Source organism: Pseudomonas sp. CMR5c (assembly GCF_003850545.1).
GTDB lineage: Bacteria > Pseudomonadota > Gammaproteobacteria > Pseudomonadales > Pseudomonadaceae > Aquipseudomonas > Aquipseudomonas piscis.
On the sequence record NZ_CP027705.1, the window covers coordinates 1,030,639 to 1,044,561 of the forward strand.

At 62.0% G+C, this 13,923-nt stretch carries 17 protein-coding genes; 8 read left to right on the forward strand and 9 right to left on the reverse strand.

Annotated elements, in window-relative coordinates:
* Positions 1 to 17: 17 nt before the first annotated feature.
* Both C4K40_RS04630 and tldD read left to right on the forward strand, forming a co-directional pair.
* On the forward strand, positions 18 to 857 hold the full coding sequence (locus C4K40_RS04630; RefSeq protein ID WP_031320894.1) for a carbon-nitrogen hydrolase family protein: 840 nt from the start codon (positions 18 to 20) through the stop codon (positions 855 to 857).
* A 26-nt stretch (positions 858 to 883) separates the two neighbouring features.
* A complete protein-coding gene (gene tldD, locus C4K40_RS04635; RefSeq protein WP_053134128.1) occupies positions 884 to 2,326 on the forward strand; it encodes a metalloprotease TldD in 1,443 nt (480 codons plus the stop codon).
* Positions 2,327 to 2,375: 49 nt separating this feature from the next.
* Here tldD and yjgA read toward each other — a convergent pair whose 3' ends face one another.
* A complete protein-coding gene (gene yjgA / locus C4K40_RS04640; protein WP_022642316.1) occupies positions 2,376 to 2,897 on the reverse strand; it encodes a ribosome biogenesis factor YjgA in 522 nt (173 codons plus the stop codon).
* 108 nt (positions 2,898 to 3,005) lie between these two features.
* Between yjgA and pmbA the strand changes: the two genes are divergently transcribed.
* From pmbA to C4K40_RS04670, 6 genes are all read left to right on the forward strand, one after another.
* Positions 3,006 to 4,352, forward strand: coding sequence for a metalloprotease PmbA (pmbA, locus tag C4K40_RS04645; RefSeq protein WP_053134131.1), 1,347 nt, complete (start codon positions 3,006 to 3,008; stop codon positions 4,350 to 4,352).
* A gap of 164 nt (positions 4,353 to 4,516) precedes the next feature.
* Positions 4,517 to 4,912: a hypothetical protein gene (locus C4K40_RS04650; protein ID WP_053134134.1), complete on the forward strand. Its 396-nt coding sequence runs from the start codon at positions 4,517 to 4,519 to the stop codon at positions 4,910 to 4,912.
* Positions 4,905 to 6,281 (forward strand): aspartate ammonia-lyase, encoded by a 1,377-nt coding sequence (locus tag C4K40_RS04655; protein ID WP_022642319.1) that lies wholly within the window; start codon positions 4,905 to 4,907, stop codon positions 6,279 to 6,281. Before C4K40_RS04650 ends, C4K40_RS04655 begins: the two co-directional genes overlap by 8 nt.
* Before the next feature lie 27 nt (positions 6,282 to 6,308).
* Positions 6,309 to 6,752, forward strand: coding sequence for a hypothetical protein (locus C4K40_RS04660; protein WP_022642320.1), 444 nt, complete (start codon positions 6,309 to 6,311; stop codon positions 6,750 to 6,752).
* Position 6,753: 1 nt separating this feature from the next.
* The gene (locus C4K40_RS04665; protein WP_022642321.1) at positions 6,754 to 7,365 is read left to right on the forward strand and encodes a superoxide dismutase; all 612 of its coding nucleotides are present in this window, start codon (positions 6,754 to 6,756) and stop codon (positions 7,363 to 7,365) included.
* 30 nt (positions 7,366 to 7,395) lie between these two features.
* Positions 7,396 to 8,289 (forward strand): ZIP family metal transporter, encoded by an 894-nt coding sequence (locus C4K40_RS04670; RefSeq protein WP_031320901.1) that lies wholly within the window; start codon positions 7,396 to 7,398, stop codon positions 8,287 to 8,289.
* Positions 8,290 to 8,317: 28 nt separating this feature from the next.
* On the opposite strand, the gene C4K40_RS04675 is transcribed toward C4K40_RS04670, so the two are convergent.
* The 8 genes from C4K40_RS04675 to lptC form a co-directional block, all read right to left on the reverse strand.
* The gene (locus C4K40_RS04675; protein WP_022642323.1) at positions 8,318 to 8,590 is read right to left on the reverse strand and encodes an HPr family phosphocarrier protein; all 273 of its coding nucleotides are present in this window, start codon (positions 8,588 to 8,590) and stop codon (positions 8,318 to 8,320) included.
* Positions 8,591 to 8,606: 16 nt separating this feature from the next.
* Positions 8,607 to 9,464, reverse strand: coding sequence for an RNase adapter RapZ (rapZ, locus tag C4K40_RS04680; protein ID WP_011059266.1), 858 nt, complete (start codon positions 9,462 to 9,464; stop codon positions 8,607 to 8,609).
* 2 nt (positions 9,465 to 9,466) lie between these two features.
* On the reverse strand, positions 9,467 to 9,931 hold the full coding sequence (gene ptsN / locus C4K40_RS04685; protein WP_022642324.1) for a PTS IIA-like nitrogen regulatory protein PtsN: 465 nt from the start codon (positions 9,929 to 9,931) through the stop codon (positions 9,467 to 9,469).
* Between the two features lie 12 nt (positions 9,932 to 9,943).
* Positions 9,944 to 10,249, reverse strand: a complete 306-nt coding sequence (gene hpf, locus C4K40_RS04690; protein ID WP_011059268.1) for a ribosome hibernation-promoting factor, HPF/YfiA family — start codon at positions 10,247 to 10,249, stop codon at positions 9,944 to 9,946.
* Between the two features lie 159 nt (positions 10,250 to 10,408).
* Positions 10,409 to 11,902, reverse strand: a complete 1,494-nt coding sequence (locus tag C4K40_RS04695) for an RNA polymerase factor sigma-54 (protein ID WP_053134137.1) — start codon at positions 11,900 to 11,902, stop codon at positions 10,409 to 10,411.
* 182 nt (positions 11,903 to 12,084) lie between these two features.
* Positions 12,085 to 12,810, reverse strand: coding sequence for an LPS export ABC transporter ATP-binding protein (gene lptB / locus C4K40_RS04700; protein WP_022642325.1), 726 nt, complete (start codon positions 12,808 to 12,810; stop codon positions 12,085 to 12,087).
* Positions 12,810 to 13,355: a lipopolysaccharide transport periplasmic protein LptA gene (gene lptA, locus C4K40_RS04705; RefSeq protein WP_053134140.1), complete on the reverse strand. Its 546-nt coding sequence runs from the start codon at positions 13,353 to 13,355 to the stop codon at positions 12,810 to 12,812. Before lptA ends, lptB begins: the two co-directional genes overlap by 1 nt.
* Complete coding sequence (gene lptC, locus C4K40_RS04710; RefSeq protein ID WP_022642326.1) at positions 13,342 to 13,914, reverse strand: LPS export ABC transporter periplasmic protein LptC; 573 nt, start codon at positions 13,912 to 13,914, stop codon at positions 13,342 to 13,344. The genes lptA and lptC overlap by 14 nt, the downstream gene beginning before the upstream one ends.
* Positions 13,915 to 13,923: the final 9 nt, after the last annotated feature.

Consider the following 13,923-nt stretch of genomic DNA (forward strand, 5'->3'; position numbering starts at 1 on the left):
CCAATATGGAGTTCGCCATGTCCCTTGCGGTGATTCAAATGGTCAGCCAGAGCGATGTGCTGGCCAATCTGGCACAGGCTCGCGGCCTGTTGGAGCGAGCCGCTGCCGGCGGGGCGAAGCTGGCGGTGCTGCCGGAAAACTTCGCCGCCATGGGCCGCCGGGACATGGCCGCCGTCGGGCGTGCCGAAGCCCTGGGCGAAGGTCCGATCCTGCCCTGGTTGAAACAGGCCGCCCGCGACCTCAGGTTATGGATAGTCGCCGGTACCTTGCCGTTGCCACCCCAGGACCAGCCCGAGGCCAAATCCAATGCCTGCTCGCTACTGGTGGATGACCAGGGGCAAGTGGTGGCGCGCTACGACAAGCTGCACCTGTTCGATGTCGACGTGGCGGACAATCGCGGGCGCTATCGCGAATCCGATGACTATGCTCATGGGAACCGGGTGGTGGTGGCGGATACGCCGGTGGGGCGTTTGGGGCTGACGGTCTGCTACGACCTGCGTTTTCCCGAACTCTACAGCGAATTGCGCGCTGCCGGGGCTGAGCTGATCACCGCGCCCTCGGCCTTTACCGCCGTGACCGGGGCCGCCCATTGGGAGGTGCTGGTAAGAGCCCGGGCCATCGAGACCCAGTGCTACCTGCTGGCGGCGGCCCAGGGCGGAGTGCACCCCGGCCCCCGCGAGACCTACGGGCATGCGGCGATCGTCGACCCTTGGGGGCGGGTGCTGGCCGAGCAGGAGCAGGGCGAAGGCGTGCTGCTGGCCGAGCGTGACGGCAGCGAACAGGCGTCCATCCGGGCGCGGATGCCGGTGTTCAGCCACCGGCGCATTTTCTCGCAAGGCGTTCAACGACTTGCATAAGTACGACGAATTTAAGGCCAAAGCATATGAGCGGGTTGTTGTCCTCAGTCAGTGAACATCTTCTAGCCCCTGGCGGCGTGACCATCGAAAGCCTGCAAGGCGTGCTGGGCGACCTGGCAGGTCCGGGCATCGATGCTGCCGACCTGTACTTCCAGGGACAGATCTCCGAGTCCTGGTCCCTGGAGGACGGGATCGTCAAGGAAGGCAGCTTCAACCTCGACCAGGGTGTCGGGGTGCGCGCCCAGTCTGGCGAGAAGACCGGTTTTGCCTATAGCAACGCCATCACCCTGGAGGCCCTGGGCCAGGCCGCTCGCGCGGCGCGTTCGATTTCCCGGGCCGGGCAGAACGGCAAGGTGCAGGCGTTTTCTACCCAGGACGTGGCACAACTGTATGCCCCGGACAATCCGCTGGAGGTCATCAGTCGTGCCGAGAAGGTCGAACTGCTCAAGCGCGTTGACGCTGCGACCCGAGCCCTGGACCCACGTATCCAGCAGGTCAGCGTGAGCCTGGCCGGGGTCTGGGAGCGGATCCTGGTGGCTTCCACCGATGGTGGCCTGGCGGCGGACGTGCGGCCGCTGGTGCGCTTCAACGTCAGCGTCATCGTCGAGCAGAACGGCCGGCGCGAGCGCGGTGGCCATGGCGGTGGCGGGCGTACCGACTACCGTTATTTCCTCAGCGAGGACCGGGCCATGGGTTACGCCCGCGAGGCGCTGCGCCAGGCGCTGGTCAACCTGGAAGCGATTCCGGCTCCAGCCGGCACCTTGCCCGTGGTACTGGGCTCCGGTTGGTCCGGGGTGCTGCTGCACGAAGCCGTGGGCCACGGCCTGGAGGGCGACTTCAACCGCAAGGGCAGTTCGGCCTACAGCGGCCGCATCGGCGAGATGGTAGCCTCCAAGCTGTGCACCATCGTCGACGACGGCACTTTGGCCGAGCGCCGTGGCTCGCTGAGCGTGGACGATGAAGGCACTCCCACCCAGTGCACCACGTTGATCGAGAACGGCGTGCTCAAGGGCTACATGCAGGACAAGCTCAACGCGCGCTTGATGGGCGTGGCGCGCACCGGCAACGGTCGCCGCGAGTCCTACGCACACCTGCCGATGCCACGCATGACCAACACCTACATGCTGGGTGGCGAAAGCGATCCGGCGGAAATCATCGCCTCGGTGAAGAAGGGCATCTACTGCGCCAACCTCGGCGGCGGCCAGGTGGATATCACCAGCGGCAAGTTCGTGTTCTCCACCAGCGAGGCGTACCTGATCGAGGACGGCAAGATCACCGCGCCGGTCAAGGGGGCGACCCTGATCGGCAACGGCCCGGAAGCCATGAGTCGGGTATCGATGGTGGGCAACGACCTGTCCCTGGACAGTGGCGTCGGCACCTGCGGCAAGGACGGGCAGTCCGTACCGGTAGGCGTCGGCCAGCCAACTTTGAAGATCGATGCGATCACGGTGGGTGGCACAGGGGCGTGATTGGGCAAGAGACGGCTGGGCTGCCTGGGCGGCCCAGCCGGAGCAAGGCTCAGCGCAGGCCGCGCTGGGTCTCGTCGATGTCGCGGATGTACTTGAAGATCTTGCGGCTGGTGGCAGGGGGCTTGTTATGGGCCACCTCATGCTGGGCCTGGCGGATCAGCGAGCGCAGTTGCTGGCGATCGGCCTCGGGATACTCGCTGACGAACTTGTCCAGCACGTCGTCGCCGCCGGCGATCAGGCGATCGCGCCAACGCTCCAGGTTATGGAAGCGTTCGTTGTACTGCCGGGTGGAGGCATCGAGTTGATCGAGCAACTGCAAGATGGCGTCGATGTCCTGGTCCCGCATCAGCTTGCCGATGAATTGCAAGTGGCGTTTACGGGCGATATGGGCGACATGCTTGGGGGCTTCCGCCAGGGCCCGGCGCAGGGCGTCGGTCAATGGCAGTTTGGCCTGCAGATCGGGTTTGAGAGTGGTAAGGCGCTCGCCGAGATCAACCAGAGCATGCAGCTCGCGTTTGACCTGGGTTTTGCTTTTCTCCCCATCGAGGGAGTCGTCGTAAGAATCAACCATGGTGGCAGTCCGCAAAGAAACGCCGCCATGATAACCAGTCGAGGGCCGCTTGTCCGGCCCGGTCGCTCGCCGGCCTTAATCGAAAGCAGAATTTGAGTGGAGAACACCATGAGTGCAGCACAAAGCGTCGGCCCACAAGCTTTGCCGGCCCTGCAGGAGCAAGTGGAGCAGATCATCGCCGAAGCGCGGCGCCAGGGAGCCAGTGCCTGTGAAGTGGCAGTATCCCTGGAACAGGGACTGTCGACCTCGGTGCGCCAGCGGGAAGTGGAGACCGTGGAGTTCAATCGCGACCAGGGCTTTGGCATCACCCTCTATGTAGGCCAGCGCAAGGGCTCGGCCAGCACCTCCGCCAGTGGTCCGGACGCCATCCGTGAAACCGTGGCCGCGGCCCTGGCGATCGCCAAGCACACTTCCGAGGACGAGGCCTCGGGCCTGGCTGATGCGTCCCTGATGGCTAGCGAGGTGCGGGACTTCGATCTGTTCCATGCCTGGGACATCACTCCCGAGCAGGCCATCGAGCAAGCCCTGGCCTGCGAGGCGGCGGCGTTCGCTGCCGATGCGCGAATCAAGAATGCCGATGGCACTACCCTGAACACCCACCAGGGTTGCCGGGTATATGGCAACAGCCACGGCTTCATCGGTGGCTACGCCTCTACCCGTCATAGCCTGAGCTGCGTGATGATCGCCGAGGCCGATGGCCAGATGCAGCGCGACTACTGGTATGACGTCAATCGCCAGGGTCAGTTGCTGGCGGATCCGGCGAGCATCGGCCAGCGCGCCGCCCAACGTGCCGCCAGTCGCCTGGGCGCTCGCCCGGTGCCTACCTGCGAAGTGCCGGTGCTGTTTTCCGCCGAGTTGGCCGGTGGTCTGTTCGGCAGCTTCCTGGGGGCGATTTCCGGCGGCAACCTGTACCGCAAGTCTTCGTTCCTGGAAGGCGCCCTGGGCCAGCAACTGTTCCCGCAATGGCTGACCATCGACGAGCGTCCGCACCTTCTGCGCGCCATGGGCAGCTCGGCCTTCGATGGCGACGGCCTGGCCACCTACGCCAAGCCTTTCGTCAAGGATGGCGAGTTGGTGTCCTATGTGCTTGGCACCTATTCGGGGCGCAAACTGGGCATGCCGAGCACCGCCAACGCCGGTGGGGTGCACAACCTGTTCGTCACCCATGGCGATGAAGACCAGGCCGCCTTGCTGCGGCGCATGGACCGAGGGCTGCTGGTCACCGAGCTGATGGGCCATGGCCTGAACATGGTCACCGGCGACTATTCCCGCGGTGCCGCCGGTTTCTGGGTCGAGAATGGTGAAATCCAGTTCCCGGTGCAGGAGGTGACCATTGCCGGCAACCTGCGGGACATGTTCAAGCAGATCGTGGCCGTGGGTAATGACCTGGAACTGCGCAGCAACATCCGCACCGGCTCGGTACTGATCGAACGCATGACCGTCGCTGGCAGCTGATCATCGTTTGTGTCTTCAGAACGCGCCGCCCTTTGGGTGGCGCGTTTTTTTATGCCTGGCATTTCCATGGCGGTGCAGGAGCTGGACAAAACCTGTACAAGCCAGATTGATTTGATTCTCAATATCATTTAATAATGAAAATCATTATTCAATGAGCCCAGGTCATGAGTTCTGCCTTGCACGAGCAGCCTTACCTTGAAAGCTGGCGCTGGATGAGCCGCCAGATCCGTTGCGCACTGGACCCGGACGAACCCCGTCTGATCGAGCATTACCTGGCCGAGGGGCGATATCTGGCCTGTTGCACGGCCATATCCGCCTGGACCGTTGCCGAAACCTCCTTCCGTTTGTTGATCGATACCGCAACCGATACCGCGTTGCCCTGGCACTGGCGCAGCTTGTGCCTGGACCAGGCGTGGCGACCTCTGCGCGATATGGAGCGGTTGTCGTTGTGCAAGTGCCGGCTCAAGCGCTGGCAAAGCCATGCCTGGCGACTGGCGACCTGTTCGCTGTTGCCTTCCATTCCCCTGATTGAACTGGTGCAAGGATTTCCCGATGAGTAATACCCGTATCGAACGCGACAGCATGGGCGAGTTGCAGGTCCCGGAGCAGGCGTTGTATGGCGCGCAGACCCAGCGTGCGGTGGATAACTTTCCTATCAGCGGGCAGCGCATGCCGCGGGCTTTCATCCGGGCGCTGATCCTGGCCAAGGCCGCGGCGGCCAGGGCCAACGTCGAGCTGGGCCAGATCAGCCAGTCCCAGGGCAAGGCCATCGTCGATGCCGCCCAGGGGCTGCTGGAAGGCGACTTCATGCAGCACTTCCCGGTGGATGTGTTCCAGACCGGTTCCGGTACCAGTTCCAACATGAATGCCAACGAAGTGCTGGCGACCCTGGCCAGCCGGTTGCTGGGCGAGGTGGTCAACCCCAATGACCATGTGAACTGTGGCCAGAGCAGCAACGACATCATTCCCACCACCATCCATGTCAGTGCCGCCCTGACCTTGCACGAGCAACTGTTGCCGGCCTTAGTGCACCTGGTCGAGGTCATCGAGCGCAAGGCGTTGGAGGTGCACTCGTTCGTCAAGACCGGCCGTACCCACCTGATGGATGCCATGCCGGTACGCATGAGCCAGGTGTTGGAGGGCTGGGCGCAGCAGCTCAAGGCCAACATCGCGCATCTGCAGGATTTGTTGCCGAGCCTGCAGGCCCTGGCCCAGGGTGGTACTGCGGTAGGTACGGGAATCAACGCGCATCCGGAGTTCGCCGCGCGTTTCAGCCGGCAGTTGAGCGAGCTGACCCAGGTGCAGTTCACCCCGGGCAAGAACCTGTTCGCCCTGATTGGCTCCCAGGACACCGCGGTAACCGTCTCCGGGCAACTGAAGGCAACAGCGGTTTCGCTGATGAAGATCGCCAACGACCTGCGTTGGATGAACTCGGGACCACTGGCCGGATTGGGGGAGATCGAGCTGGAGGGCTTGCAACCTGGTTCGTCGATCATGCCTGGCAAGGTCAATCCGGTGATTCCGGAGGCGACAGCGATGGTGGCGGCCCAGGTGATCGGCAACGACAGCGCCATTACCGTGGCCGGGCAGTCGGGTAACTTCGAGCTCAACGTAATGCTGCCGATCATTGCCCAGAACCTGCTGAGCAGTATCGAGTTGCTGGCCAACTCCAGCCGCCTGCTGGCAGACAAGGCCATCGCCAGCTTCAAGGTCAATGAAGCGAAGCTCAAGGAAGCGCTCTCGCGCAACCCGATCCTGGTGACCGCCCTCAACCCGATCATCGGTTACCAGAAGGCCGCGGAGATCGCCAAGACCGCCTACAAGCAGGGGCGCCCGGTGATCGATGTGGCACTTGAACACACCGATCTGTCGCGCAGCCAGCTGGAGGTCCTGTTGGATCCGGAGAAGCTCACCGCAGGTGGCGTGTAACCCCCGTTAGCGCTTTGGAGGTCGATCATGGAGCACTGGAAACGCACGATTGAAAGGGCCAATCGCCTGTTCATGCAGGATGAGCTGGTGGATGCCCGTGAGTTCTACCTGCAAGCGCTGGCATTGGCCCAGGTGCTGTTCGAGCGCTGGCCTGATGCCGACGAAGCGGTGGCGGCCTGCGTGATCTCCCACCACAACCTGGCGGACCTGCATTTACGCCTGAACCAGCCGGAGGAGAGCGCGGAGTATCTCTGCGCTATCCACCAGCGGTTGTTGCAGACCATGCAAGACAACCGCTTGCCCCTGGCGCTGCGTGAAGCGGCCTTGCGCCAAAGCAGCAAGACCTACCTCGAGCTGCTCAATTTCATCGGTGAGCACGGCGCATATCCCCGTTCCCACCGCTTGCTGGACAACAACATTGAGTGCCTGTCTGCGGATAGGCACGGCAGCCCCTCTCATGGAGTGCACTGACATGTCCTTTACCTTGCCTGTTCTGCCGTATGCATACGATGCCCTGGAACCGCATATCGATGCGCAGACTATGGAAATCCACTACACCAAGCACCATCAGACCTACGTCAACAACCTCAACGCGGCGATAGAAGGTACCGAATGGGCCGAGTGGGAAGTAGAGAGACTGGTGGCGAGCATCCAGCAGTTGCCGGAAGGGTTGCGTGCCGCGGTGATCAACCAGGGCGGCGGGCATGCTAACCATTCGCTGTTCTGGGCGGTGATGACGCCTGCCGGCGGGGGTAAGCCCGATGGTGCACTGGCACAGGCCATTGACCGGCATTTGGGTGGGTTCGAGAGCTTCAAGGAGGCTTTCACCAAGGCCGCGCTGACCCGTTTTGGCAGCGGTTGGGCTTGGCTCAGCGTGACTCCGGAGAAAACCCTGGTAGTGGAGAGCAGCGGCAACCAGGACAGTCCGCTGATGAATGGCAACACACCGATTCTTGGCCTGGATGTGTGGGAGCACGCCTACTACCTGCGCTATCAGAATCGCCGGCCCGAATACATTAATGCTTTCTACAACGTGATCAATTGGCCAGAAGTCGCCCAGCGTTACCACGCCGCGATGGCCTGATTTTTCCTTGGATAATAAATAAGGTCGACTATGGGCACAGAGACATTGGCGATCAGCAGCGGACGGATGTTTCGTTATGCCTTCGGTTCGCTGCTGCTGTTGGCGGGTACCGCATTGCTGGTGGCTCAGGGGCTCAACTGGCTGAACCTGGAACCGCGTTTGTTGCGTGCCTTGCAGGGCGGCGCGATCTGCGCCTTGGGTACTGCGCTGGGAGCGGTGCCGGTGCTGGTGATCCGCAAGATGCCGATCGCGGTGAGCGATACCTTGCTCGGCTTTGGCGCTGGAGTGATGTTGGCGGCGACGGCGTTTTCGCTGATCGTGCCGGGCATCGCAGCGGCCCAGGAGCTGGGGCTGTCGGCCTGGGGCGCCAGTGGCCTGGTCTGTACCGGGATCATGCTGGGTGCCCTCGGCCTGTTCCTGGTGGACCTGAAGATTTCCGGCGGCAGTTCGGAGACCCTGGTGGGCACGCCGGAGCATCCAGTCATCGCGCCGCGGATCTGGTTATTCGTCTTCGCCATCATTGCCCACAACATTCCCGAAGGCATGGCGGTCGGAGTGTCGGCCGGCGGCGGCATGGCCGATGCGGATAGCCTGGCCATGGGTATCGCGCTGCAGGATGTGCCGGAAGGGCTGGTGATCGCTCTGGTGTTGGCAGGTGCTGGAATGTCGCGAGTCAGGGCGTTCCTGATCGGCGCTGCTTCTGGCCTGGTAGAGCCAGTGTTCGCCCTGCTTTGTGCCTGGCTGGTGAGCTTGGCACAGGTGCTGTTGCCTTTGGGGTTGGCCCTGGCGGCCGGAGCCATGCTGTTGGTGGTGACTCATGAGGTGATCCCCGAGTCCCGGCGCAATGGTCACGAAAAGCTTGCCAGTCTTGGCTTGTGTATCGGCTTCTGCCTGATGATGGTAATGGACACGGCACTCTCCTGAGTGCCGGCTGGGCAATGCCCGGGCAGGCTTACTCGCCTTCGTCGAAGTAGTTGTTGATCAAGGCGACCAGGGCATCCAGCGCTTGCTGTTCCTGTTCGCCCTCGGTCTTGAGATGGATCTTGGTGCCTTTGCCGGCGGCGAGCATCATCATGGCCATGATGCTCTTGCCGTCGACCATGGATTCCGGCGTCCGGCCAGCGCGAATCTGGCAGGGAAACTGGCCAGCGACGCCGACGAACTTGGCTGATGCGCGGGCATGCAGGCCCAGTTTGTTGATGATCTCGATTTCCAGAGCTGGCATCGCGGGGTAGATCCTTTCAGCTAAGGTCGCGGTGGCGAACCTGGACGTTCTTCAGGGATTTTTGCAGGACCTGGCCCAGGCGCTCGGTCAGGTACACGGAACGATGGTGCCCGCCGGTACAGCCGATGGCGATGGTCACGTAGGCGCGGTTGCTGGCGGCGAAGCGTGGCAACCACTTGAGCAGGTAGCTGGAGATGTCCTGGAACATCTCTTCGACATCCGGTTGCGCAGCCAGGTACTCGGCCACGGGAGCGTCCAGTCCGGATTGGGCGCGCAGTTCGGGTTTCCAGTACGGGTTGGGCAGGCAACGCACATCGAACACCAGGTCGGCGTCCACCGGCATGCCGCGCTTGAATCCGAAAGATTCCACCAGGAAGGCAGTGCCTGGCTCGGGCTGGTTCAACAGCCGCAGCTTGATGGTATCCCGCAGCTGGTAGAGATTGAGGTTGGTGGTGTTGACCTTGAGGTCGGCCAGGTCGACGATCGGCCCCAATAGTTGGGTCTCGTCATGGATGGCCTCGGCCAGCGAGCGGTTGGCGCTGCTCAAGGGATGGCGCCGGCGGGTTTCCGAGAAGCGCTTGAGCAGGGTTTCCTCGTCGGCGTCCAGGTACAGCACATCGCACTGGATGTGCCGGCTGCGAACTTCTTCCAGCAGCTCCGGAAAGCGCGACAGGTGGCTTGGCAGGTTGCGGGCGTCGATGGACACCGCCACCAGCGGTTGCGCCAATTCGGTATGGATCAACGCGCGTTCGGCCAGCTCGGGCAGCAGGCCGGCTGGCAGGTTGTCAATGCAGTAGTAGCCGTGGTCCTCCAGAACATCGAGGGCGGTGCTTTTACCTGAGCCGGAACGGCCGCTGACGATGATCAGACGCATGGTTACCGACCGTTCTGTTCGTCCAGCACGACCTGGTACAAGGCTTCGTTGCTGGTGGCGCTGCGCAGCCGCTCACGAACTTCCTTGCGATCGAGCATGCTGGCGATCTGCCGGAGCAGTTCCAGGTGCGCATCGGTGGCGGCCTCCGGGACCAGCAGTACGAACAGCAGGTCCACGGGAGCGCCGTCGATGGCATCGAAGTCGATCGGGGCGTCCAGGTGCATCAGCGCGCTGATGGGGGACTCGCAGCCTTTGAGGCGGCAGTGGGGAATAGCGATGCCGTTGCCGAACCCGGTGGAGCCGAGTTTCTCGCGGGCGATCAGGCTCTCGAATACGTCCTGCATCTCCAGATCAGGCACTTCACGGCTGATCAGGTTGGCAATTTGTTCGAGGGCGCGTTTTTTACTGCCGCCCGGCACGTTCACCAGGGAACGGCCGGGGGTCAGGATGCTTTCAAGTCGGATCATGGGAGGGGAGTATCAGCGACCCGTGCCTTGGAGAAGGTGGAGTTGCTTTTCCTTATGCTTTTTCAGTTGGCGGTCAAGCTTGTCCGTGAGCAGGTCGATTGCGGCATACATATCGTCATGTTCTGCATTGGCGACGACCTCCCCACCGTGGATGTGCAGGGTCGCCTCGATTTTCTGCTTCAGCTTCTCGACGGCCATGGTGACCTGCACATTGGTGATCTTGTCGAAATGGCGTTCCAGTCGGTCGAGCTTCTCGCCGATGTAGACGCGCAGAGGTTCAGTCACTTCGAGTTGGTGTCCACTGATGTTGACTTGCATACAGCTTCTCCTTCGTTGCCAGTGCATAACGCGGCAGGCCGTTTTGCCTGCCACCTAGACTGTGTCTGAAACCAGCCTGCACATCGATCGGGCTACCTTGCCCGGTCATCGCTCGGCGGGTTTCAAGCACACTCCGAAACGCTGTGGCCAGCCCGGCGGCTACATCAACCGCTTGCGTTCGCTGGAAGGCGCGATCCCAAGGGATTCGCGGTACTTGGCGACGGTCCGGCGGGCTACCTGGATACCTTGTGCCTCCAGTAAACCAGCGATCTTGCTGTCACTCAACGGCTTTTTCTGATTTTCCGCAGCCACCAGTTTCTTGATGATCGCGCGGATCGCCGTAGACGAGCATTCACCGCCTTCGGAGGTGCTGACGTGGCTCGAGAAAAAGTATTTCAGCTCATATATGCCCCGTGGGGTATGCATGAATTTCTGCGTGGTCACCCGGGAAATCGTCGACTCGTGCATGCCCACCGCTTCGGCGATGTCGTGCAGGACCAGGGGCTTCATCGCTTCGTCGCCGTACTCGAGGAATCCGCGTTGGTGCTCGACGATCTGGGTGGCGACCTTCATCAGGGTTTCATTGCGGCTCTGCAGGCTCTTGATGAACCAGCGGGCCTCCTGCAACTGGTTGCGCATGAAGGTGTTGTCCGCACTGGTATCGGCGCGGCGCACGAACCCGGCGTACTGGGCGTTGACCCGCAGGCGTGGCACGGATTCCTGGTTCAGCTCCACCAGCCAGCGTTCGTTGTCCTTGCGCACGATGACGTCAGGAACCACGTACTCGGCTTCGCTGGACTCGATCTGCGAACCCGGGCGCGGGTTGAGGCTCTGGACCAGTTCGATGACCTGGCGCAGTTCGTCTTCCTTGAGCTTCATGCGGCGCATCAGTTGGCTGTAGTCGCGGCTGCCCAGCAGGTCGATGTAGTCGTTGACCAGGCGCTGGGCCTCGGCCAGCCAAGGTGTTCTCGCCGGCAACTGGCGCAGTTGCAGCAGCAGGCATTCGCCCAGGCTGCGGGCGCCGATGCCGGCCGGCTCGAATTGCTGTATGCGGTGCAGCACGGCCTCGACCTCATCCAGCTCGATATCCAGCTCGGGGTCGAAGGCTTCGAGAATCTCTTCCAGGGTTTCGTCCAGGTAGCCCTGGTTGTTGATGCAGTCGATCAGGGTCACTGCGATCAGGCGGTCGGTGTCCGACATCGGGGCCAGGTTCAGCTGCCAGAGCAGGTGGCTCTGCAGGCTTTCGCCAGCCGAGGTGCGGGTGGTGAAGTCCCACTCGTCATCATCGCTGCTGGGCAGGCTGCTGGCGCTGGTCTGGTACACATCTTCCCAGGCGGTATCCACCGGCAGCTCGTTGGGGATGCGCTCGTTCCATTCACCGTCCTCGAGGCTGTCCACCGTCTGGGTGGTTTCCTGGTAGGAGGGTTCCTGGATCTCGGTGTTGGGTTTGGACTCGGTGTTGTCGGCCAGGGGGTCGCTGTTGTCGAAGTCGTCGCCCTCTTCCTGGCGTTCGAGCATCGGGTTGGACTCCAGGGCTTCCTGGATTTCCTGTTGCAGGTCCAGGGTCGACAGTTGGAGCAGGCGGATGGCCTGTTGCAGCTGCGGTGTCATCGTCAGCTGCTGGCCCATTCTCAGGACTAGCGATGGTTTCATGGCAGGGGCTTAACACCTTAATTGCCGGCGCACATGCGCCATCCACTACAGGGCGCCGGAGCGCCAAACATAAGCAAATTATATGCCTGAAACTGAAGTGTTTGCCTAGAGCGCTGTAACAATAAAGTTTGTGGGGTTTTATCGTTCCCAGCGCCCAGGCAATGGGTCCTGCACCTCAGCCCTTACAGGCGGAACTCATGGCCCAGGTAGACTTCCTTGACCAGTTCGTTGGCCAGGATGGTCTGGGAGTCGCCTTCGGCGATCAGTTGTCCGTCGTTGACGATATAGGCGGTCTCACAGATGTCCAGGGTTTCGCGGACGTTGTGGTCGGTGATCAGCACGCCGATCCCCTTGGCCTTGAGGTGGTGGATGATCTGCTTGATGTCGCCGACCGAGATCGGGTCCACGCCTGCGAAAGGTTCGTCCAGCAGGATGAACTTGGGGGCGGTGGCCAGGGCCCGGGCGATTTCCACGCGGCGGCGCTCACCACCGGACAGGCTCATGCCGAGGTTGTCGCGGATGTGGTTGATGTGGAATTCCTGCAGCAGGCTTTCCAGCTCCTGGCGACGGCCGGCCTTGTCCAGTTCCTTGCGGGTCTCGAGGATGGCCATGATGTTGTCGGCCACCGACAGCTTGCGGAAGATCGAGGCTTCCTGGGGCAGGTAGCCGATACCTGCACGGGCGCGGCCGTGCATCGGCTGGTGGCTGACGTCCAGGTCGTCGATCAGGACTCGGCCCTGGTCGGCCTGGACCAGGCCCACGATCATGTAGAAGCAGGTGGTCTTGCCGGCACCGTTGGGGCCAAGCAGGCCGACGATCTGGCCGCTGTCGATGGACAGGCTGACATCACGCACGACCTGGCGGCTCTTGTAGCTCTTGGCCAGGTGCTGGGCTTTGAGAGTTGCCATTACTGGGCCTTTTGCTCGTCGGTTTTCTTTTTCGGCTGGATGACCATGTCGATTCGCGGACGTGGCGCAGTAACCGAGCTGCCGTTGGCGCGACCGGCGTTGGCCACTTGCTTGACGGTGTCGTAGACGATCTTCTCGCCTTCGGTGGTGTTGCCGTCGTTGATGACCTTGGCCTTGTCGATCAGCACGATGCGGTTTTGCTGGGCATGGTACTGGATGGTCACGGCATAGGCCTGGACCGGCTTCGGATCGGTCTGCTTCTGCAGTTGCTCGAAGTAGGCCAGGTTGCCCACCGAGGTCACTACGTCGATTTCACCGGTCTTGGCCCGGGTGATGGTCACGGTATTGCCGGTGATCTTCATCGAGCCCTGAGTGATGATCACGTCGCCCTTGTAGGTGGCCACGCCATTCTTGTCGTCGAGCTGGGCGTCATCGGCCTGGATGCGGATCGGCTGTTGGCTATCGTTCGGCAGAGCCCAGGCGCTCACGCTTCCCAGTGCTGCGCCCAGACTGAGCAAAATAGGGAGGGTTTTAACGAGCCTCATACTGTCCTCTTACGTTCGATAGCAGGTTCATCCTGCCGTCTTTCAAATACGCTTTCATTCCCTTGGCAGTGGTCACGCCGTCGGCGCCGTCGATTCTAACGGCTTGCTCGGTCTGCGCATATTGCTTCTGCGGGAATACTGTCATGCGGCTGGTGGTGATCAGCAGGTTGCGATTTCTCTCGTCGGTGCGGGCCACGCGGACGGAGTCGATCAGCTCGACTTCGGTGCCATCGGGGTTGACCTCGCCACGCTCGCTCTGGACATGCCACGGATAGGTGGTGCCGCGATACATCTGCAGGTCCGGCTTGGTCAGCAGGGTCACTTCGCTGGCCTTGACGTGCTCGACCTTGTCCGAGGTCATCTCGTACTGCAGCTTGCCATCGGGCAGGTACTGCACGCTGTGGGCGTTGATCACGAAGTAGTCGATGGCGCTTTCGTCGACCTGCACCATTGGCTTGTCGAGAAACCGCTCAGGGCTGATGTTCCAGTAACCGACCGCCGCGAACAGCAGGGCGATGGTCCCGAAGATCAGGATGTTGCGAATCTTTTTGCTCAGCATCGGTGGGAC